The sequence below is a fragment of the Streptomyces sp. NPDC058678 genome, assembly GCF_042714835.1.
Classification (GTDB): domain Bacteria; phylum Actinomycetota; class Actinomycetes; order Streptomycetales; family Streptomycetaceae; genus Streptomyces.
Genome location: NZ_JBHXSG010000004.1, coordinates 54,460 through 73,761, shown reverse-complemented (window position 1 = coordinate 73,761; position 19,302 = coordinate 54,460). Strand labels below are relative to the sequence as shown.

20 protein-coding genes are annotated in these 19,302 nt (G+C 70.6%); 8 read left to right on the top strand and 12 right to left on the bottom strand.

All coding sequences use genetic code 11. The features are described 5' to 3' along the window. Positions 1-39: 39 nt before the first annotated feature. Positions 40-420 (bottom strand): PPOX class F420-dependent oxidoreductase, encoded by a 381-nt coding sequence (locus tag ACFWWR_RS06055; RefSeq protein WP_383868115.1) that lies wholly within the window; start codon positions 418-420, stop codon positions 40-42. Positions 421-511: 91 nt separating this feature from the next. Continuing rightward, positions 512-727: a hypothetical protein gene (locus ACFWWR_RS06050; protein ID WP_383868117.1), complete on the bottom strand. Its 216-nt coding sequence runs from the start codon at positions 725-727 to the stop codon at positions 512-514. 497 nt (positions 728-1,224) lie between these two features. Between ACFWWR_RS06050 and ACFWWR_RS06045 the strand changes: the two genes are divergently transcribed. After that, positions 1,225-2,598, top strand: coding sequence for a S1 family peptidase (locus tag ACFWWR_RS06045; protein ID WP_384302180.1), 1,374 nt, complete (start codon positions 1,225-1,227; stop codon positions 2,596-2,598). Between the two features lie 10 nt (positions 2,599-2,608). On the opposite strand, the gene ACFWWR_RS06040 is transcribed toward ACFWWR_RS06045, so the two are convergent. From ACFWWR_RS06040 to ACFWWR_RS06030, 3 genes are all read right to left on the bottom strand, one after another. After that, a complete protein-coding gene (locus tag ACFWWR_RS06040; protein WP_383868121.1) occupies positions 2,609-3,433 on the bottom strand; it encodes an EamA family transporter in 825 nt (274 codons plus the stop codon). Positions 3,434-3,560: 127 nt separating this feature from the next. Continuing rightward, positions 3,561-3,746: a hypothetical protein gene (locus tag ACFWWR_RS06035; RefSeq protein WP_217237898.1), complete on the bottom strand. Its 186-nt coding sequence runs from the start codon at positions 3,744-3,746 to the stop codon at positions 3,561-3,563. Between the two features lie 100 nt (positions 3,747-3,846). Then, positions 3,847-5,007: an ROK family protein gene (locus tag ACFWWR_RS06030; protein ID WP_384302178.1), complete on the bottom strand. Its 1,161-nt coding sequence runs from the start codon at positions 5,005-5,007 to the stop codon at positions 3,847-3,849. A gap of 169 nt (positions 5,008-5,176) precedes the next feature. On the opposite strand from ACFWWR_RS06030, the gene ACFWWR_RS06025 reads away from it, so the two are divergent. The 4 genes from ACFWWR_RS06025 to ACFWWR_RS06010 are packed head-to-tail and all read left to right on the top strand — an operon-like array spanning position 5,177 to position 9,674. Then, complete coding sequence (locus tag ACFWWR_RS06025; RefSeq protein ID WP_383868125.1) at positions 5,177-6,142, top strand: carbohydrate ABC transporter permease; 966 nt, start codon at positions 5,177-5,179, stop codon at positions 6,140-6,142. Between the two features lie 19 nt (positions 6,143-6,161). After that, positions 6,162-7,082, top strand: coding sequence for a carbohydrate ABC transporter permease (locus ACFWWR_RS06020; RefSeq protein ID WP_383868127.1), 921 nt, complete (start codon positions 6,162-6,164; stop codon positions 7,080-7,082). 10 nt (positions 7,083-7,092) lie between these two features. Continuing rightward, the gene (locus ACFWWR_RS06015) at positions 7,093-8,436 is read left to right on the top strand and encodes an ABC transporter substrate-binding protein (protein ID WP_384302176.1); all 1,344 of its coding nucleotides are present in this window, start codon (positions 7,093-7,095) and stop codon (positions 8,434-8,436) included. Between the two features lie 38 nt (positions 8,437-8,474). Continuing rightward, positions 8,475-9,674, top strand: coding sequence for a Gfo/Idh/MocA family protein (locus tag ACFWWR_RS06010; RefSeq protein ID WP_383868131.1), 1,200 nt, complete (start codon positions 8,475-8,477; stop codon positions 9,672-9,674). Positions 9,675-9,703: 29 nt separating this feature from the next. Here ACFWWR_RS06010 and ACFWWR_RS06005 read toward each other — a convergent pair whose 3' ends face one another. The 3 genes from ACFWWR_RS06005 to ACFWWR_RS05995 form a co-directional block, all read right to left on the bottom strand. Then, on the bottom strand, positions 9,704-10,399 hold the full coding sequence (locus tag ACFWWR_RS06005) for a L,D-transpeptidase family protein (RefSeq protein ID WP_383868133.1): 696 nt from the start codon (positions 10,397-10,399) through the stop codon (positions 9,704-9,706). A gap of 148 nt (positions 10,400-10,547) precedes the next feature. Beyond that, a complete protein-coding gene (locus tag ACFWWR_RS06000; RefSeq protein ID WP_384302174.1) occupies positions 10,548-11,816 on the bottom strand; it encodes an MFS transporter in 1,269 nt (422 codons plus the stop codon). Between the two features lie 58 nt (positions 11,817-11,874). Then, complete coding sequence (locus ACFWWR_RS05995; RefSeq protein ID WP_383868137.1) at positions 11,875-12,672, bottom strand: SDR family NAD(P)-dependent oxidoreductase; 798 nt, start codon at positions 12,670-12,672, stop codon at positions 11,875-11,877. A gap of 50 nt (positions 12,673-12,722) precedes the next feature. On the opposite strand from ACFWWR_RS05995, the gene ACFWWR_RS05990 reads away from it, so the two are divergent. Beyond that, positions 12,723-13,274, top strand: a complete 552-nt coding sequence (locus ACFWWR_RS05990) for a hypothetical protein (RefSeq protein ID WP_384302172.1) — start codon at positions 12,723-12,725, stop codon at positions 13,272-13,274. On the opposite strand, the gene ACFWWR_RS05985 is transcribed toward ACFWWR_RS05990, so the two are convergent. From ACFWWR_RS05985 to ACFWWR_RS05975, 3 genes are all read right to left on the bottom strand, one after another. After that, positions 13,265-14,179: an SDR family oxidoreductase gene (locus ACFWWR_RS05985; RefSeq protein WP_383868141.1), complete on the bottom strand. Its 915-nt coding sequence runs from the start codon at positions 14,177-14,179 to the stop codon at positions 13,265-13,267. The two genes, ACFWWR_RS05990 and ACFWWR_RS05985, sit on opposite strands and share 10 nt — an antisense overlap. A 238-nt stretch (positions 14,180-14,417) precedes the next feature. Continuing rightward, a complete protein-coding gene (locus ACFWWR_RS05980) occupies positions 14,418-15,047 on the bottom strand; it encodes an MBL fold metallo-hydrolase (RefSeq protein ID WP_383868143.1) in 630 nt (209 codons plus the stop codon). Beyond that, positions 15,047-16,135: an S-(hydroxymethyl)mycothiol dehydrogenase gene (locus ACFWWR_RS05975; protein ID WP_383868145.1), complete on the bottom strand. Its 1,089-nt coding sequence runs from the start codon at positions 16,133-16,135 to the stop codon at positions 15,047-15,049. Before ACFWWR_RS05975 ends, ACFWWR_RS05980 begins: the two co-directional genes overlap by 1 nt. A gap of 165 nt (positions 16,136-16,300) precedes the next feature. On the opposite strand from ACFWWR_RS05975, the gene ACFWWR_RS05970 reads away from it, so the two are divergent. Next, positions 16,301-18,055 carry an ABC transporter ATP-binding protein gene (locus ACFWWR_RS05970; protein ID WP_383868147.1) on the top strand — a complete coding sequence of 585 codons (1,755 nt, stop codon included), beginning with the start codon at positions 16,301-16,303 and terminating at the stop codon, positions 18,053-18,055. 13 nt (positions 18,056-18,068) lie between these two features. On the opposite strand, the gene ACFWWR_RS05965 is transcribed toward ACFWWR_RS05970, so the two are convergent. Beyond that, positions 18,069-18,914, bottom strand: coding sequence for a (2Fe-2S)-binding protein (locus ACFWWR_RS05965; RefSeq protein WP_384302170.1), 846 nt, complete (start codon positions 18,912-18,914; stop codon positions 18,069-18,071). A 174-nt stretch (positions 18,915-19,088) separates the two neighbouring features. On the opposite strand from ACFWWR_RS05965, the gene ACFWWR_RS05960 reads away from it, so the two are divergent. After that, positions 19,089-19,295, top strand: a complete 207-nt coding sequence (locus ACFWWR_RS05960) for a hypothetical protein (RefSeq protein ID WP_383868151.1) — start codon at positions 19,089-19,091, stop codon at positions 19,293-19,295. The last annotated feature ends 7 nt before the right edge of the window (positions 19,296-19,302 follow it).

Here is a 19,302-nt window from a genome sequence, read left to right as displayed (position 1 = left end):
GCGTACGGGGCACGGGCCGGGAGGTCCGTGTCCCGTACGTCAGAGCGTCACGCGGATCCCGACCGTTCCGTCCAGACCCCGGCGCAGCCGGCTGCCGAGGAGGGTGAGGCGGCCGACGATGCCGTACTTGCGGGCGATCAGCCGCCGGTAGCGGGCGGTGGTCTCAGCGTCGGCGATCTCGGCGGAGGCGGGCATCTGGTCGCCGGTCGGGTTGCCGCGCACGTCGCAGGGACCGACCAGGACGTCACCGCGCGCCCGGATCCGCTTCACCTTCCAGGCGTCGGCGGCCGACCAGGCACCGAGCGCGTCCCCGTCGCGGACCACCCACACGGGGGTGGCGACTCCGGTGCCGTTCTTCCGATAGCTGGTGATCAGCAGATACTTGCCCGCACCGAGCCGCTCCAGCGGCGTGTCGTCCATGGCGGGCAGTCTAGGCCGTCGCACCGGGCGGGGAGAGGGCGGAGCGGCACGCCGAGCGGTCCACGGCATCCCGCGGCCGCGCGCGGCCGCGTCAGCGCAGCGCCGCCGCCATCCGTCGCACACCCCGCTCGATGATCTCCGGCGAAGTCGCCGCAGCCAGGTGTGCGTGTCCGGCCCCGCCGGTGCCGCACGGGAGCCCGGAGTTGAGCGCCGCCCGGCCGCGCCGCTGGAACACGTCCGCCGGGTCGCCGAGATCCAGTGCACGGCAGTCGAGCCGGGCCAGTAGGTGGCCTCGCCGGGGCGGCACGCCATCGCGGGCAGGTGCCTGGCCGACACGTCGGGGTCGGTCCAGCGGACCGGGGTCGGCCCGGCACGTCGGTGTCGGCCCGGCGGACCGGGGTCGGCCGGCGGGGGTGCGGATGGTGATCGCGCGTCAGGATCCGGGGGTGTGGCTCGCCGGCTTCCTCGCGGGTGTCGCCCGCAGGATCGGTTCGGACGAGCCGAACGGACGCGGCGATCTGGCGCTCACCACGCCGTTGCGCCCCGACGTCGGTACGGCGTCCGTGAGGAGCGACGAGCTCAACTGGGCGCGGCTCCGGCCCGAGCCGGGCGGCGCACCCGTCGACTCCGCCGTCCTGTCGGCCGGTCGAGGCCGGTGGGGGGAGGGGGGCGCGCCTCGGCGGATTCGGAGAGATCACGTGTGCCGTGAACACGGCGGTCTCCGGCCGCGTATGGATGGTGGGTGCTCAACGACCGGAGGGCCCCGCGGTGTTCACACCGTGTGTTCGGGTTCGGGAGCCATGCATGAGGCACGCACGACGACGGGTCGTCCGGCGAGTGACACGGCTGGCGGCCGTCGGCGGACTCCTCCTGGGAGGCACGATGGTCACACGGGCCATGGCGAGCGAGTCTCCGGACGCCGCCGTCCCGCGGACGTACGCCCAGGAGGCGGCCGACACGGGGGCCGGTCTCGTCTCGCGGCTCGGGAGCTCCCGTACGGCGGGCACCTGGATCGGCGACGACGGCCGGCCGGTCGTCGCGGTCACCGACCCGAAGGCCGCCGCCGAGGTCCGCAGCGCGGGGGCCGAGCCGAAGGTCGTCTCGCACAGCATGAACGAGCTCAAGTCGGCGACTCAGACGCTGCGTTCGGCGCCCCGGGTGGCCGGCACGGCCTGGGCGATGGACTACCGGACCAACCAGATCGTGGTCCGAGGCGACAGCACCGTCTCGGCCGCCGACTGGTCCAGGATGACGCGGGTCGCGGACGGCATCGGCGCCTTCGTCCGTATGGAACGCACCGAGGGCACGTTCACCCCCCGCCTCAACGGCGCGCTGCCGATTCTGTCGACGGCCGGACGCTGTTCGGCCGGCTTCAACGTGACTGACGGGCAGCGCGACTTCATCCTCACGGCCGGGCACTGCGGACCCACCGGTTCCGTCTGGTTCGCGGACAACGGGGGCAACGAGCAGGTGGGCAAGACGGTCACGCAGAGCTTCCCGGGCGACGACTACTCCCTGGTGCAGTACGCGGACGGCCGGGCGGGCGACGGTGCCGCCGTGGTGGCCATCGGTGACGGCAAGGGAGTGCAGATCACGGGCGCGGCCGATCCGTCCGTCGGGCAGCGGGTGTTCCGCAGCGGCAGTACGAGCGGGCTGCGCGACGGCCAGGTGACCGCGCTCAACGCGACGGTCAACTACCCCGAGGGAACGGTCACCGGCCTGATCGAGACGAACGTGTGCGCCGAACCCGGGGACAGCGGGGGGCCGTTGTTCTCCGAGGGGATCGCGCTCGGCGTGACCTCGGGCGGCAGCGGGGACTGCCAGGCGGGCGGTACGACGTTCTTCCAGCCGGTGACGAAGGCGCTGACCGAACTCGACGTGCAGTTGCTCGTGGCGACCCCCGCCGCGGGCGGCAGCGCGGCGCCCTCGCCGACACCGTCGGCCTCGGCCACACAGAGCTCGATCGCCCCCGGCGCGGCCAATCCCGGGGCGTCGGCACCGGTGGCGGGCGGGACGGCGGGCGAGCCGCTGCTGTCCCGGCTCACGGACAGCAGGAACGTCGGTCCCGGGTTACTGGTCATCGCGGGCAGCCTGATCGCCTTGGTGGCCACCCGGTACATCCGGGCGGAGCAGGACCGCAAGGCGTACCGGCGGTACTACTCGGCCACGTGGAGCTGACCGGCCCGGCTCATCCGACGGTCAGCAGAACCGTGGCCGCGGCCGACCCCAGCAGGCCGGCCGTCTGTCTCCGGGTGACCTTCTCGTGCAGCAGAGCGAGTCCGAGGACGACCGGGAGAGCCGGATAGAGGGAGGCGAGGACCACGGCGACGGCCAGCAACTGCCGTTGGGCGGCGAGGAGATACAGGATGAGCCCGAGTGCGGCTCCCGAACCGACCAGGAGCGCTTGGGCGCACAGCCGCGGCGGGATCCGCAGGCGGCCGACGTGCCTTACCGCGCCGGGCAGCAGGACGAGTACGGCGGCGGCCCGGCCCGCGGCCACCGGCCACAGCCCGCTCGACGGACTCGCCTGGGCGAGCGCGATGTACTGGACGGCGACGCCGGCGCTGGCGAGGAGACCGTCGGGCACTCCCCCGCCGGCCTCCCTGTCACCCGCGGAGACCAGCCAGAGCGCGGGCACGGTCACAGCGATGCCCACCCACGCCAGGGGCGTCGGCCGGTCGCCGAGGAGCACCCCGCACAGCACGGACAGCGCGACCCCGGTGACCGCGCTCACCGGCACCACGACGCTCATCGCGCCGCGGCTCAGGCCGCGGTTGAGGCAGTGCATGGCGGTGCCGCTGCCCACGCCGGACAGTGCGCCCCAGACAAGATCGGCCGACCGGACGGTGTCGGCGGGACGGAGAAGAAGGGCGGCCGCGAGGGCGAGCAGCAGTCCGCCGACCTGGCCGAGGAAGGTGACGGCGGCGAAGTGGGCGCGCCGGGACAGCAGTCCGCCGGCGAAGTCGACGATGCCGTAACAGGCGGCCGAGGCCAGTGCCAGAAGGGGGCCCATCCGGGCAGGAGTGCCCCGGACGGACGCGGTGATGCCCGGCGGGCTCCGCCGGGAGGCGGGAGCGGACTCCGGAACTCAGAAATAGCGGAGGGATTTCGAGGAGGGGCGGCGGGACTTCGAGGAGCGCTCAGGCCGCTTCCGAGGACTGCGGGGCCGCGGCGGCCCACTCGAGGACGAGCCGCCGGTACTCCTCGCGCTGCTCGCCGTTCAGTGTCCCGCCCGACCGGAGCCACAGGGCCCTGATCTCCTCGTTGACCTCGTCAGCCGAACGTTCGGTAGCGGGTTCAACACTGGTGGACATGATGTGAAGCATACGACTCCGGACGTGAAGGCGATGTGAGTAATCACGAGCCAATAGGGCATTTCGGACCGTGTCGCTGATCACGTCCATATGCCAAGCGCCGTGGCGGACTTCACACTTGCGCCGCTCCCAGCACCAGCACCTGGATCGCCAACACGGCCGCCCCGCGTGCCCAGTCGTGAAAGTCGGACACCTTCGTCTCCAGGTCGATCGGGGCGGCCAGCGGGTGCCGGTGGGCACGGATGGTCTCCTCGACCGTCTTGCCGGCCACGTCCATCACGCCGACGCCCTCGCCGGCGAGCAGGATCTTCTGGGGCAGGACGAAGTTGGCGATCTGGGCCACCAGGGTCCCCAGGGCGCGCCCGGCCTCCTCGATGACGCGCGCGGGCATCGGGTCGGCCGCCGCGGCGAGGGCGAGGATCTCCTCGTAGGTGCGGTCGCGGCCGGTGGCGGCCTGGACCTGGTAGCGGATGTTGGGGATGGTCAGCAGCGAGACGGCACTGCCGCGTTCGCCGTCGGGGGTGAGCGGACCGTTGGGGTTCACGATCCAGTGGCGGCCGAAGCCGCGGTCCTCCTCGGCGTACGGCACCCGCTTGCCGCCCAGGACGAGGCCGTAGCCGATACCGGCGCCGATGGTCAGGACGACGAACCGGTCCAGGCCGCGGCCGGCACCGAACCAGGTCTCGGCCTCGACGAGGGCGGCGACGTCGTTCTCGACGACGACCGGCAGCCCGGTTCGCTCTTCGACGAGTGCGGCCAGCGGGACCTCGCGCCAGTGGAGGAAGGGGGACTCCCCCACCACGGCCCGGTCCTGGACCAGGCCCCCGACCCCGATGCCGATGCCCGCGGTCCGGGGGTGGGAACGGGTGAGCTCCCCGGTCATCTCGGCCAGCAGGTCCGCGACCCGGGCGGGTTCGTGGGTGGTGAGCGGACGGTCGTGGCGGGCGACGATGTCGCTGCGGAGGGTGGTGACGACGCCGTAGACCATGTCGTCGGTGATCTTGAAGCCGAGGAAGGAGCGGGACTCGGCGACGACGTCGAGCGGCTGCGAGGGGCGCCCCTGGCGGGCCTCCGCCGGGGTGCCCGCCTCGGGGACCTCGACCAGCAGGCCGGACTCGATCAGCGGCTTGGTCAGCCGGGTGAGGCTGCCCGCGGAGAGGTCGAGCCGTCGGGCGAGGTCGGTACGCGACAGGGGCCCGTGGACGAGCACCTCGATCGCCACCGAGCGTTCACCCGGGCTCAGGGGAAGCCAGCTGGCGGCACCTGCGGTCATGTAGGTCAGACTCCCACAGAGATTTTCTTTCGTTGTAAAAGCAATGTGGCCATCCTACGACCTCTCGCCAGGCCTGGAAAAGATGTTTGCATGCCTCTTGACGCCTGGTTTATTCCGCGACAAAAGTAAGTGCCCGAGGACGAGCCGCCGCGGACGAGGGAGTCTCCCGATGACCATCGCCTCCAGTAGCCCTCCGTCGCGTCTGCCCCTGGGCAGCGCCGAGAGGGCAGGGACCAAGCCGAGGACGGACCGGGCGAAGGTCCACGAACGCGGGGGCGACGGGCGGCTCGCCGCAGTGTTCATCGCGCCCGCCCTGCTGGGTTTCCTGGTCTTCCTGCTGTGGCCGACGCTGCGGGGCATCTACCTGAGCTTCACGCGCTACAACCTGCTCACGCCGCCCGAGTGGGTGGGCCTCGACAACTACGTGCGCATGGTGCAGGACCCGATCTTCTGGGCCTCGCTCAAGGTCACCGTCGAGTACGTGCTGATCAACATCGGGGTGCAGACGGTTTCGGCGCTCGCCATAGCCGTCCTGCTCCAGCGGCTGACGCAGTCGGCGGTGCTGCGCGGAATCGTGCTCACGCCGTACCTGATGGCGAACGTCGTCGCGGGCATCGTCTGGCTCTGGATCCTGGACACTCAGCTCGGCATCGGCAACGAGATCATCTCGGGACTGGGTTTCGACCGCATCCCGTTCCTCGCGGACGACACCTGGGCGATCCCGACGATCGCTCTGATCAATGTGTGGCGGCACGTCGGCTACACCGCGCTGCTGCTGTTCGCCGGGCTCCAGGCCATCCCGGGCGACATGTACGAGGCCGCCAAGATGGACGGCGCGAGCGAGTGGCGGATGTTCTGGCGGATCACGATGCCGCTGCTGCGGCCGGTCCTGGCGGTCGTACTGATCATGACGGTGATCGGTTCGTTCCAGGTGTTCGACACGGTCGCCGTGACGACCCTGGGCGGACCGGCGAACGCCACCAACGTGCTCCAGTACTACATCTACGGCGCCGCCTTCGGCCGCTTCCAGTTCGGCTACGCCTCGGCGATGTCCGTCGCCCTGCTCGTCGTGCTGAGCGCGATCACCTTCGTCCAGTACCGGCTCACCAGGGCCGGCCAGACCGACCTCGGCTGACGGGGAAGGAGACACCGACATGGCTGCCGTGGCAACCACGACGACCGTACGACCCACCACCAGGCGCCGGCCTTCCCTCGGCCGGATCATGGCCTGGGCGGCGATGGCCGCGATCGTGCTCATCACCCTGCTGCCGTTCTACTGGATCCTGCGCACCGCGCTGTCCACCAACACCGCGCTCGCCGCGCACCCGGGCGATCCCCTGCCCGTGGACCTGACGTCCGGGGGTTTCGAGCGAGCCCTGGGTCTGCAGTCCACCAAGGAGGCGATAGCCCAGGGCGGGGCGGGCGGCGGTCTGAAGTTCTGGCGCTACCTGATCAACTCGGTGATCGTCTCCACCCTGATCACCGTCTGCCAGATCTTCTTCTCCGCCATGGCCGCGTACGCCTTCGCGCGCCTGCGGTGGCGCGGCCGGGACAAGATGTTCGGGCTCTTCCTCGCCGGGCTGATGGTGCCCGCGATCTTCACCCTGCTCCCGAACTTCGTGCTCATCAAACAACTGGGCCTGGTGGACACCCTGTTGGGTATCTCGCTGCCGACGATGTTCATGACGCCGTTCGCGGTGTTCTTCCTGCGGCAGTTCTTCATGAACGTGCCCCGCGAGGTCGAGGAGGCGGCTCTGCTCGACGGCGCCGGAAAGATCCGGATCTTCTTCCGGGTGATGCTGCCGATGGCGTCCACTCCCGTCCTCACCCTGGGCGTCCTGACGTACATCACCTCCTGGAACGACTACTTCTGGCCGCTGATGGTGTCCTACAGCGACAGCTCGCGCGTGCTCACCGTGGCACTGGCCATCTTCCGCGCGCAGACGCCGCAGACCGGCTACGACTGGTCCGGCCTCATGGCGGCCACACTCATCGCCGCGCTGCCCATGGTCGTGCTCTTCGGCATCTTCGCGCGCCGCATCGTCAGTTCCATCAGCTTCACCGGAATCAAGTAAGGGGACGGGCATGCGAATTCGTACGGTCGTGGCGTTGACCGGAGCTTTGGCGCTGTCCCTGACGGCCGGCTGCGCCAAGGGAGGCGGCGCGGGGTCGTCCGCGAACACGGTGTCGTACTGGCTGTGGGACGCCAACCAGCTGCCCGCCTACCAGGCCTGCGCGAAGGGCTTCGAGACGGAGAACCCGGGACTGAACGTGAAGATCACGCAGCTCGGCTGGGACGACTACTGGACCAAACTCACCGCGAGCTTCATCGCGGGCACCCAACCGGACGTGTTCACCGACCACATCCAGAAATTCGGCCAGTTCGCCGATCTCAAGGTGCTGGAACCACTCGACGACCTGGGCATCGACCCGTCCGACTACCAGTCCGGGCTCGCCGGCAACTGGACCGGCCAGGACGGGAACAGCTACGGCGCTCCCAAGGACTGGGACACGGTCGCCCTCTTCTACAACCAGAAGATGGCCAAGACCGCCGGGCTCACCGCGCAGGAGCTGAACACCCTCTCCTGGAACCCGAAGGACGGCGGCACCTTCGAGAAGGCCATCGCCCGTCTCACCATTGACAGGAACGGCAAGCGCGGTGACGAACCGGGCTTCGACAGGCACCACGTCAAGGTGTACGGCCTCGCGACGGGCGGCGGCGGGGACGGCGACGGCCAGACCCAGTGGAGCAACTTCGCCGCCTCCGCGGGCTGGACCTACACCGACAAGAAGCGGTGGGGCACGAAGTACCAGTACGACAGCAAGACCTTCCAGTCCGTCGTCAAGTGGTACTTCGGCCTGGCCAAGAAGGGCTACCTGGCCCCCCTCACGGACTACAGCGCGGGCGCCAATCCGGCGAACGCGCAGGTCGCCGCGGGAAAGGCGGCCGCAGCATTCGACGGTGCCTGGATGATCTCGACGTACTACGGCGTCAAGGGCCTGAAGGTGGGCACCGCCTTCACCCCTGTCGGTCCCACCGGCAAACGGGCCACGATGATGAACGGCCTCGGGGACTCCGTCACCAAGAACGCCCCCAACAAGCAGGGCGCTCTGAAGTGGGTGAAGTACCTGTCGTCCGACGCGTGCCAGAAGACCGTGGGCAGCTACGGCATCGTCTTCCCGGCCACGCCCGACGGCACGAAGGCCGCGGTGGCCGCCTACAAGAAGAAGGGCATCGACGTCACGGCCTTCACCGAGCCGGTCGCCGACAAGAAGGACTTCACCACCTTCTCCTTCCCGATCACCAACTACTCGGCGGACATGTTCGCGTTGATGCACCCCGCCATGCAGGACATCTACGGCAACAACAAGTCCGTGAGCAGCCTCGACCAGACCACCGATCAGATCAACCTGATTCTCGATCAGTGAACCGACCAGTCAATCGACCAGTGAAGGGCACGCCATCCATGACGTTCTCCCTCGGCATCGTCGGCGCCGGACAGTTCTCGGGCCAGTTCGCCAAGCTGTTCCTGGCCCATCCCGGCGTCCGCGACGTCTACGTCACCGACCTGCTCCCCGAACGGGCCGAGCAACTCGCCGCCGCGGAAGGCCTCACCGGCACCTTCCCGTCGTACGAGGCCATGCTGGAGTCGACGGCCGTCGACGCGGTCGCGATCTTCACCCAGCGCTGGACGCACGGGCCCCTGGTCGTGGAGGGCCTGAACGCCGGCAAGCACGTGTACTCCGCGGTCCCGATGGCGATCACCACCGAGGAGATCGCGGCCATCATCGACACGGTCAAGGCGACCGGACTGACGTACATGATGGGCGAGACCAGCCAGTACAACCCGGCGACCGTGCACGCCCGCAACCAGATCGCCGAGGGCGCCTTCGGGCGGCTCTTCTACGCCGAGGGCGACTACGTCCACGACATGGACCTGGGGTTCTACGAGGCGTACCAGTACAGCGGCGGCGAGGCCTGGAAGTCGACCGCCAGCTATCCCCCGCTGCTCTATCCGACGCACTCGATCGGCGGGGTGCTGGGTGCCTGGCAGACGCACGCGGTGAGCGTGTCGGCGATCGGCGTCGTCGACGACCGCGGGGACGGCGTGTTCGACAAGGAGGTCAGCCAGTTCGGCAACGACGTCTCCAACGCGACCGCCCTGTTCGAGGTGGCGGGCGGCGGCTCGTTCCGTACCAACGAGTTCCGGCGGGTCGGCTATCCCTCCCACATACGGGAGTCGCGATTCCGGTTCTTCGGGACGGAGGGGAGCATGGAGCAGCTCGCCACCGTCGCCCTGTGGCAGGACAAGAAGGGGGTGAAGGACATCAGTGAGCTCCTCGAGCCCAAGCCCACCATGTCCCCCGACGATCCCTCGCTCCAGCACATCGCGCCGGACCTTCGGGCCGCCTTCACCTCGGGGTCGGCTCCGGTGCACGACCGGGCGCGGCTGCCGCGGGAGTTCGACAACCTCCACAACGGTCACGAGGGCAGCCACCACTTCCTGGTGGACGACTTCGTGACCGCCGTGAACACGCGGACGCTGCCCTCGGTGAACGCGTGGGTGGCCGCCCGCTACACCCTGCCGGGCATCGTCGCGCACGATTCCGCACGGCAGGGCGGGGCCAGGCTGGAGATCCTGGACTTCGGGGACGCGCCCGAGTAGCCGGGGCGCGCGCGGGCCGGGTGCCTTCCTCAGGTGCCCGGCTTGCGGCCGTACACGAAGACGTCGTCGCCGTTCTTCAGCAGGGACCAGTACTTCTTGGCGGTGGCCGAGGTCATGTTGACGCAGCCGTGCGAGCCGGGCGGGTTCCACATGCTGACGCCGACCGAGTGGAAGGCCTGGCCGCCGTCGAAGAACTGGCTGTAGGGCATCGGCACGTCGTAGATGCTGGAGACGTGGTCGATGTCCCGCCAGTAGATCTTCTTCAGCCCGGTGCGGGTCTCGTAGCCGTTGCGGCCGGTGCGGACCGGGACGGGGCCGTAGACGAGCTTCGTGCCGTCCTGGATCCAGCTCAGCTGGAGGGTCAGATTCACGCAGGCGATGCGGCCCTTGTTGACCGGACACTTGCCGTCCTTGTTGGGCTTGGTGCCGACGGCCTTCTGCTTGTTCATGAGGTCCATCACGCCCCAGGTGACGGGGCCCGCGTACCCGGCGTTCGGCGTGATGCCGTGCTTGTTCTGGAAGGCCTGGATGGCCTTGCAGTCGGCGGCGGACTGCTTGCCGTCGACCGGCCGGCCGAGGAACTTCTCCACCTGCTTCTGGTAGGGGCCGGTCTGCGTGGTGCAGCTCGCGGCCTGCGCGGGCGTGGCGCCCAGCGCGAGCGTGAGCGGTGCCACCAGTCCGGCTACCCCGAGTGCGACGGCTCCCCGTCGGCGTATGTCCCCCATGGCGGTCCTTCCCTTTTGCATGAATCTGCCCGGTTTTGCTCAAGCGTTCCTATGTTCTTCGCCAGCTAGACCCGTGCCCGGCGCCGTCGGTTGTAGCGCCGCTCACGCTGCGACGAAACGGTGACATTCACTCGTGGACCGGGTGCTGTCACTTCGGTGCCGACGCACCGACGGCCGGTGCCTGCTGCCGGGTCGGGAGTTCGCGGCGGGTGCGTACCGGGGAGAGGTAGACCGGCAGGAACGCCGTCGCCAGCACCGCCCCGCCCACCCAGAGCGCCGGGCGTACGCCGGCCAGCTCACCGATCAGGCCCGACACGGCGGCGCCGACTGCGAGGGACCCCGACAGGACGAACCGGAATGTGGCGTTCATACGGCCGAGCAGGCCGTCGGCCGTCATTCCTTGGCGCAGGCTCACGCCGAGGACGTTGTCCATGCCGGTCTTGAACAGCGCGAGGACCCAGCCCGCACCGGCGATCCACAGCCAGGGGCCGTGGCCGATCAGCGGCACCAGGAGTCCGGCGGGCGCCAGGAACACTCCGGCCAACCCGAGGGTACGGCCGTATCCCAGTCGCCCGGAGACGGTTCGGGCGCAGCGGGCGCCGAACAGCAGGCCGAGGCCGCCCGCCGCCCAGAACAGTCCCAACGCGCTTGCGGGAAGCTCGAGTTCGCGCACGAAGAGGACGGGCAGCATGGTGTTGACGATCTGCATGCCCAGGTTGGTCAGCGCGGCCGTGAGGGCGAGGGCGCGCAGTTCCGGGTTGCCGAAGACGTGCCGCAGGCCTTCGACGATCTGGGCGCGCAGTCCGGCGTGCCCGGCGCTGCGACCGGGCGGGGTCTCCTCACGGCGGACGAAGGTGAGCTGGAGGGCCGAGGCGAGGTGGGCGGCCGCCGCGCAGAACACGGCCACGGGCGCGCTGAGCAACTGGACGAGGGCACCGCCTGCGCTGCGTCCGGCGACGTTGCCCATCGCCTGGAGGCTGACCATGGCGGTGTTCGCCCGGACGAGGGCTCCGTGGCCCACCAATCGGGGCAGGGTGCTCTGTGAGGTGACGTCGAAGAAGACAGTCGCGCACCCGTTCAGCAGGACGACGGCGTACAACTGGCCGAGCGTGAGCGTGTCCGCCCACCAGGCGAGCGGGACGGAGGCGAACAGGAACGCGCGGGCCAGGTCCGCCCCGATGAGTACCCGGCGGTGCCGCATCCGGTCCACCCAGGCCCCGGCGGGGAGCCCGATCAGCAGGAACGCCAGGGTGCTCAGCGTCGCCAGGGCCCCGACCTGGCCGGGACCGGCGTCGAGCGCGGCAACGGCGAACAAGGGGACGGCGACGTAGGTGACGTTCACGCCGAGCTGGCTGAGCGTGCTCGCGGCGAACAGATTGCGGAAGTCGGCGTTGCGCCATGGGGAGTCGGACAGCACGGAAGAACGTTGCCCGACACCGTCGTCGCAGGACAAGTGAAAAGATCTACAGAGACCGTTAAGCGTTCCTACGTCGTCCGGTCGCCTGGCGGAACCCCGTGTTGACCGCGGTGAGGCCGCCGTCGACGGTGAGCGTCGTGCCGGTGATCCAGGCCGCGTCGCGTGAGGCGAGGAAGGCGACGGCCGCCGCGATGTCCTCGGGTTCGCCGATCCGGCCGAGGGGGTACTGCCCGCGCACCGCGTCCAGCTCGTCGTCCCGGCCCTCCCAGGCCGTCGTGCGTACGGTGCCCGGAGCCACGAGGTTGACGCGGACCCCGCGCGCGGCGGCGTGTCCGGCGAGGGTGCGGGTCAGGGAGCCGAGGCCGGCCTTGGCGGCGCTGTAGGCGTGGTTGCCGAAGTCCTGCAGTCCGTTGACGGAGCCGATGTTGACGACGGCGCCCCGTCCGGAGGCCGCGAGGTGCGGAAGGGCGGCGCGGGCGCAGCGGTACGCGCCGGTCAGGGTGACGTCCAGGTCGGCCGCCCACACCTCATCGGACTCGTCCTCGAAGAGCGGGGCGTCGGGGGTGCACCGGAAGGCGTTGTTGACCAGGACGTCGAGCGTGCCGAAGGCGGTGACGGCGTGTACGACGGCCGCGTCGACGGACGCCCGGTCCGCCACGTCGCACCGGAACGCCTCCGCAGTGCGGCCCGGTCGGCGCAGGGCGGCGGCGGTCCCCTCCGCTGCCGGCAGGTCCACGTCGGTGACCAGGACCTGTGCCCCTTCCTCCGCGAACCGGCGGGCGGTGGCCGCGCCGATGCCGCGGGCCGCGCCGGTGACGAGAACGCCGTATCCCTCGAAGCGCTGTGTGTGCGTCATGCTGCCGAAGGTAGTGCCGGAACGATCAACCGGGCAGGTACCGTGCCGCCATGTCCGCGTTCCTGCAGCAACTCCCCGCCCTGTTCGGTGTCGTGATCGGCGCGCTCGGCTCGTACTTCGCGGTCGTGCGCAGCGACCGGGCCCGGTTCCACCGTGAGCAGGCGGCCCGCTGGGAGGAGCGCAAGCTCTCCGTGTACAGCGAGTACGCACGGACGTTGAAGAAGTCCGTCACCCTGACGTACCGGGTCGCCGCGCAGCTCGGCAACGACCCGCACCCCCACCCGTTGCCCCCGCAGGAGGCGGCACCTTTGATGGCCGAGGCCACGCTCGCCCGGGATCCGTCCGGGGAGGCGCTGATCCTGCTGGGCAGTCCGGAGGTGGTGGAGCGAGCCCGGACGTGGGTGGTCACCGTGATGGAGATGGAGCGGTTCCTGCGCGAGGGGACCCGTGATCCGCAGGCCTGGCAGGCGCTGCTGGAGCGGCAACGCCAGGGACGCGAGGGCTACTACGCGGCCGTACGCGACGATCTGGCGCTGCCCCCGGGGCACTCGGCACGCTGGCCACTGCCCGCACCGGTGCGGGACACAACGCCTCAGCGGTAGCCGGTCGTGTCCGCCGGCTTGTCCGCGTCCTGGACCTCGACGAGGTAGCGCCAGGCGTCCGGGCGGCTGCCGTCGAGGTCGGTGAAGCCGTACACCTGGGCGAGGCCGCCGCTGGAGAGGGACTGGCCGTTCCACCGCGCCAGGTCGGGATCGGCGGCGAGGGCGGCCACGGCGCGGCCCACATAGCGGGGCGTCTCGGAGATGGCGAAGTGGGGGACGTGGGCGGTGGCGTCGCGCCAGTTGTCCTCGCGCACACCGAAGGTGTCGAGCATCATCTCCGACCGCAGCCAGCCGGGCGTGAGGGCGACGGCGGTGGCGCCGCGCGGTCCGAGTTCGTGCCCGAGCGCGAAGGCCATCCGCAGGACGGACGCCTTGGCGAGGTCGTAGAAGAAGCTGTTGCGGTAGGTGTCGCGGTTGTACTCGGCGGTGCCGTCGGTCATCTCCACCACCAGCCCGCCGGGGTGGCGCAGGAGCAGCGGCAGGGCGTGGTGGCTGGTGATGGCATGCGTCTCGACGGCGAGCCGGAGCAGCCTGAGGCCCTTGTCTAGGTCGTGCTCCCAGAGGGGGGTGTCGAAGGCGAAAAGGTTCTCGCCGCCCCAGACGTCGTTGACAAGGACGTCGAGGCGGCCCTGCTCGTCGGTGATGCGGTCGACGAGCGTGCGGACCTGCGCGGGGTCCAGGTGGTCGGTGGGTACGGCGATGCCGTGGCCGCCTGCTTCGGTGACGAGGTCGGCGGTGTCCTCGATGGTCTCGGGGCGGTCGTACTCCGAGCGGCGGGCCCGGGTGCTGCGGCCGGTGACGTACACCGTGGCGCCGGCCGCCCCGAGTTCCACGGCGATGCCCCGCCCGGCTCCCCGGGTCGCCCCGGCTACCAGTGCGACCTTGCCCGTCAACTGTTCCGGCATGTCCGGCCTCCCGTTTCCCTGTGGGTGCGATCGGTCTCGCTATCAGGGTGGCGGGTAATCCGGACATCTTCTGTCGTCTTTCAGGGCGAGGTCACCCGGCCGCACGCATTTTCTTCTCCACATCGCCGATCAGGCCGAGCGCCGCGCGTTCGCCGTCGAGGGCCGGTCCGTCGGGGGCGCAGCGCAGGACGCCCAGCCGTTCAGGCGCACGACTTCGTCGGCGGACACGGCGGCTTCGTCAGTGGCCACGGGCGATCCACTCCTGAAGGTGCGGGGCCTCCGCTCCGATGGTCGTCGGGTCGCCGTGACCGGTGAGGACCTTCGTCTCGGGCGGGAGCGCCAGCAGGCGGTCGCGGATCGAGTCGATGATCGTCGGGAAGTGGGAGTAGGAGCGTCCGGTGGCGCCGGGGCCGCCCTGGAAGAGGGTGTCGCCGGTGAAGACGGTGGCGAGACCCGGGTCGTACAGACAGACCGCGCCGGGCGCGTGCCCGGGTGTGTGCAGGACGCGCAGGTCGACACCGGCGGCCTCGATGACCTGGCCGTCCTGCAGCCAGGCATCGGGGTCGCGGTCCGGGTGGGTCTGCTTCCACAGCGGCAGGTCGTCGTGGTGGAGCCAGATGGTGGCTCCGGTGCGCTCGGCGAGGGCGGGCGCGGCGTCGATGTGGTCGTTGTGGGCGTGGGTGCACACGATGGCGGTCAGCCGGCGGTCACCCACGGCCTCGGCGATGGCGTCGGCGTCGTGGGCGGCGTCGATGACGATCACCTCGTGGTCGTCGCCGACGATCCACACGTTGTTGTCGACGTCCCAGGTGCCGCCGTCGAGCGCGAACTGGCCCGAGGTCACGAGGCGTTCGATGCGAAGGGCCATCAGAGCACCACCACCGAGCGCAGGACGTCGCCGTGGTGCATGCGCTCGAAGGCCTTCTCCACGTCGGTGAGTTCGATCGTCTCGGACACGAACGCCCCCAGATCCAGGCGGCCTTGCAGATGCAGGTCGATCAGCATGGGGAAGTCGCGGCTGGGCAGGCAGTCGCCGTACCAGGAGGACTTCAGGGAGCCGCCGCGGCCGAAGACGTCGAGAAGCGGCAGTTCGAGCTTCATCTCGGGGGTGGGCACGCCGACCAGGACCACCGTGCCGGCCAGGTCGCGGGCGTAGAAGGCCTGCTTGTAGGTCTCCGGGCGGCCGACCGCCTCGATCACGACGTCCGCGCCGAAACCGCCGGTCAGCTCACGGATCGCCTCCACCGGATCGGTCTGGCGGGAGTTGACGGTGTGGGTGGCGCCCATGGAGCGGGCGGTCTCCAGTTTGCGGTCGTCGATGTCGACCGCGATGATCTTCGCCGCGCCCGCCAGGTTCGCTCCGGCGATCGCCGCGTCACCGACGCCGCCGCATCCGATGACGGCGACGGTGTCCCCGCGGCCGACCTGTCCGGTGTTGATCGCGGCACCGATGCCGGCCATCACTCCGCAGCCCAGCAGGCCCGCCACCTGGGCCGACACCGACGGGTCCACCTTGGTGCACTGACCGGCCGCCACCAGCGTCTTCTCGGCGAACGCCCCGATACCCAGGGCCGGGGACAGCTCCTGGCCGGTGGAGGCGAGGGTCATCTTCTGCTCGGCGTTGTGGGTGTCGAAGCAGTACCACGGCCGCCCGCGCAGACAGGCCCGGCAACGCCCGCACACCGCACGCCAGTTGAGGATCACGAAGTCGCCGGGGGCGACGTCCGTGACCCCCGCGCCCACCGACTCGACGACACCCGCCGCCTCGTGCCCGAGCAGGAAGGGGAAGTCGTCGCTGATGCCGCCCTGCTTGTAGTGCAGGTCGGTGTGGCAGACCCCGCAGGCCTGCACCTGCACCACGGCCTCACCGGGGCCGGGGTCCGGTACGACGATCGTCTCCAGTCGCACCGGCTCGTCCTTGCCCGGTGCGATCACGCCGCGTACTTCCTGCGCCATGGTGCCGGCCCCTTCCCTCGGCTCGTGTCTGTCCCTGACCCCGACCCTACGTCTGACTGATCAGTAACGGGACGACATCACGAGGCGCCGCCAACGGGGAGGCGCCTCGGGTCAGGGCCGACGTAGCCTGAACGCTCCGCCCGCAGGCAGGCCCGAGGGAGCGTCGTGAGCATCGCAGAGACCGAGACCGGACCGCCCGCGTGGCGGCTGATCCTCGGATACGTACGGCCGCACCGGTGGGCGCTGCTGTCAGGCGCCGTGCTCTCGCTCGTCACGGGGGCGACAGGGCTGATGCTGCCGTTGGTGGCGCGGGAGCTGATCGACGACCTGTCGCACGACCGGGCCATCACCGGCTGGTTGGTCCTCATGTCGGCGCTGGTGATCACCAACGCGGCGCTGGGGGCGCTGGGTTCGTTCGTGCTGCGGCGCACGGCCGAGTCGGTGGTGCTCGGCGCGCGGCGCAGTCTGTCGTCGTATCTGCTGCGGTTGCGGATCGCGGCCGTGGACCGCAGTGAACCGGGCGACCTGATGGCCAGGATCACCTCGGACACCACGCTGCTGCGGGAGGTCACCACGGACTCGCTGGTGGGCCTCGGCACCGGCGGGCTCACGCTGGTCGCGACGGTGGTCATGATGGGCCTGGTGGATCCCGTGCTGCTCGGCGTGACGATGGCCGTGATCGCGGGCGCGGGCACGGTCCTCGGGGTGATCGTGCCGCACATCAACAAGGCGAGCCGGCAGGCGCAGGACGCGGTCGGCGTGATGGGGGCCTCGCTGGAGCGGATACTCGGCGCGCTGCGCACGGTGAAGGCGTCCGGCGCCGAGCACCGTGAGGAGCGGACGCTGCACGCGGCGGCCGAGGAGTCGTGGCGGCAGAGCGTGCGGGCCGCCAAATGGTCGGCGGCGGCGGGCAACACGGCGGGACTGGCCATGCAGATCGCGTTCATCACGGTGCTCGCGGCCGGCGGGGCGCGGGTCGCGACCGGCGCGATCGACGTGGGCACGCTGGTGGCGTTCCTGCTGTTCGTGTTCTACCTCATGTCGCCGATCCAGCAGGTCGTCGGCGCGATCACGCAGTACCAGACGGGTGCCGCGGCCCTCACCCGCATCCAGGAGGCGATGCGGCTGCCCGCCGAGCCCGCGGCGGCCCCCGCGCCGCTGCCGTCCGCGGGCGCGCAGCCCGCGTCCGTCGCCTTCGAGGACGTGCGTTTCCGGTACGCGGAGGATCTGCCCTACGTCCATCACGGGGTGACGTTCGCCGTGCCCGCCCAGGGCATGACGGCGTTCGTCGGGCCGTCGGGGGCGGGCAAGACCACCGTCTTCTCGCTCATCGAGCGGTTCTACGACCCGGAGTCCGGGACGGTGACGCTCGACGGCCGGGACCTCGCGGACTGGGATCTGCCCGGGCTCCGTTCCGCCATCGGGTACGTGGAGCAGGACGCCCCCGTCCTGTCGGGTTCGCTGCGGGACAATCTGCTGCTGGGCAACCCGGACGCGGACGAGGAGGCCGTCACCCGGGTGGTGAAGACGACCCGGCTCGACGGCCTGGTCTCCCGCCTGCCCGCCGGCCTCGACACACTGGTCGGACATCGCGGGACCAGGCTGTCGGGCGGTGAGCGGCAGCGGGTCGCCATCGCCCGTGCCCTGCTGCGTCGCCCGCGGCTGCTCCTTCTGGACGAGGCGACGTCGCAGCTGGACGCGGTGAACGAGGCGGCGCTGCGCGACACGGTCGCCGATGTCGCCCGCACGACCACGGTGCTCGTGGTCGCCCACCGGCTGTCGACGGTGACGATGGCCGACCGGATCGTCGTGATGGACGCGGGGCGGGTGCGGGCGGTGGGCACGCATCGGGAGTTGGTCGCCGCGGACCCGCTGTACGCGGAGCTGGCCGCCACGCAGTTCCTCGCCACGGCCGGGTGAGCCGCCCGACCGCTCAGTTCTCCAGTCGGCGCAGCCGTTCCGCGTCGCCGGTGCGGGGGCAGGTCACGCAGGCCTCGGCGGGCCGGATCGCGTAGAACATGCAGCAGCCGGCGCGGGTGCGGGTGACGTGCCGTCGGCCGTCGTCGCCCACCAGGTGCCGGAAGTCGGCGCCGGAGGGGTACGGCGGCACGGGGGCCGGCAGGACCTCGGTGGCGGCCCGCAGGGCGGCGCCCTCCTGTCCGAGCATCCGGCCGAGGTACCAGATGCCGGAGACGAGGTCGTCGGAGACCATGCCCCACAGGGTGCGCGCACCCCGTCGTGCGGTCGGGCCGATCGCGGCCAGCAGCGGACGCATGTGATCGGCGACCGCCATCCGCAACGCGGCCCGCAGCTGCTCCTCCTGAGGCAGTGTCAGCACCCCGGGCAGTGCGGCCACGGAGTCGCCGGGGAGACAGGCGAGATCGGTGCCCGGGGTGATCACGTACGTGGCGGAGGCGAGGTCCAGCCGGAGATCCTCGGGCCGGATCCGGGGCACCCGCCGTTCCAGGTACCAGACGCCGCTCATCAGCAGTCCGACGGTCCAGGCGTAGTCGTGCAGGGCGCGGGAGGCGGCGACGTGGCGGCGGGGGGTGGTCCCGTAGCGCTCCTCGATGCGGGCGGCCTCGGCGTCGACGAAGGCGTCGAGCACCTGCTGATCCGATGTCAGCTCCCGTGCTGTCACGCCCTCTTGAGCCCCCGTGCCGCCCGGCTCCGCGATCCGCACGTCGAGCGCTTCGCAGACTCCGCTCAGGCGCCGGTACACGTCGGCCAGAGCATGGGCGACGGCACCGTCCGGCGAGGTCTTCAGGGCCACGGACATCGGCGCTCCAGAGCAGGCAGATCGGCAGAAGCTAGGTAGGCAAGGCTTACCTTATCTGTAAGATCTTGGAGAGGTGATCAAGGGGGTTCCCATGCACGCCCGAAAAAGCCGCACGTCACAGCGGGGCCACAGCCATTTGGTCACCAAAGCAAGCCTCACCTAAGCTCACGCCCCGTGACCGCGACCAGGCACGGACCTCTCTTCCTCGCCGGACTCGGAGCCCTGCCGCTCTGTGCCGCGCCGAGTCTCGCCCTCGGCGCCCACCCCGCGCCCCTGGCCACGGCGGCCGAGGCGCTCGTCGCCCTCCTCGCGCCGGAGCTCACCGCCACCCCGCTGGTCGTCACGAACGGCAGCGCGATACGGCACTCCGCCACCGCCTGACGCGCCC

Bases quoted from the DNA above. Each gene is read 5' to 3' on its own strand.
- ACFWWR_RS06055 (WP_383868115.1), bottom strand. From the start codon at position 420: ATGGACGACACGCCGCTGGAGCGGCTCGGTGCGGGCAAGTATCTGCTG.
- ACFWWR_RS06045 (WP_384302180.1), top strand. From the start codon at position 1,225: ATGAGGCACGCACGACGACGGGTCGTCCGGCGAGTGACACGGCTGGCG.
- ACFWWR_RS06040 (WP_383868121.1), bottom strand. From the start codon at position 3,433: ATGGGCCCCCTTCTGGCACTGGCCTCGGCCGCCTGTTACGGCATCGTC.
- ACFWWR_RS06035 (WP_217237898.1), bottom strand. From the start codon at position 3,746: ATGCTTCACATCATGTCCACCAGTGTTGAACCCGCTACCGAACGTTCG.
- ACFWWR_RS06030 (WP_384302178.1), bottom strand. From the start codon at position 5,007: ATGACCGCAGGTGCCGCCAGCTGGCTTCCCCTGAGCCCGGGTGAACGC.
- ACFWWR_RS06025 (WP_383868125.1), top strand. From the start codon at position 5,177: ATGACCATCGCCTCCAGTAGCCCTCCGTCGCGTCTGCCCCTGGGCAGC.
- ACFWWR_RS06020 (WP_383868127.1), top strand. From the start codon at position 6,162: ATGGCTGCCGTGGCAACCACGACGACCGTACGACCCACCACCAGGCGC.
- ACFWWR_RS06015 (WP_384302176.1), top strand. From the start codon at position 7,093: ATGCGAATTCGTACGGTCGTGGCGTTGACCGGAGCTTTGGCGCTGTCC.
- ACFWWR_RS06010 (WP_383868131.1), top strand. From the start codon at position 8,475: ATGACGTTCTCCCTCGGCATCGTCGGCGCCGGACAGTTCTCGGGCCAG.
- ACFWWR_RS06005 (WP_383868133.1), bottom strand. From the start codon at position 10,399: ATGGGGGACATACGCCGACGGGGAGCCGTCGCACTCGGGGTAGCCGGA.
- ACFWWR_RS05995 (WP_383868137.1), bottom strand. From the start codon at position 12,672: ATGACGCACACACAGCGCTTCGAGGGATACGGCGTTCTCGTCACCGGC.
- ACFWWR_RS05990 (WP_384302172.1), top strand. From the start codon at position 12,723: ATGTCCGCGTTCCTGCAGCAACTCCCCGCCCTGTTCGGTGTCGTGATC.
- ACFWWR_RS05985 (WP_383868141.1), bottom strand. From the start codon at position 14,179: ATGCCGGAACAGTTGACGGGCAAGGTCGCACTGGTAGCCGGGGCGACC.
- ACFWWR_RS05980 (WP_383868143.1), bottom strand. From the start codon at position 15,047: ATGGCCCTTCGCATCGAACGCCTCGTGACCTCGGGCCAGTTCGCGCTC.
- ACFWWR_RS05975 (WP_383868145.1), bottom strand. From the start codon at position 16,135: ATGGCGCAGGAAGTACGCGGCGTGATCGCACCGGGCAAGGACGAGCCG.
- ACFWWR_RS05965 (WP_384302170.1), bottom strand. From the start codon at position 18,914: ATGTCCGTGGCCCTGAAGACCTCGCCGGACGGTGCCGTCGCCCATGCT.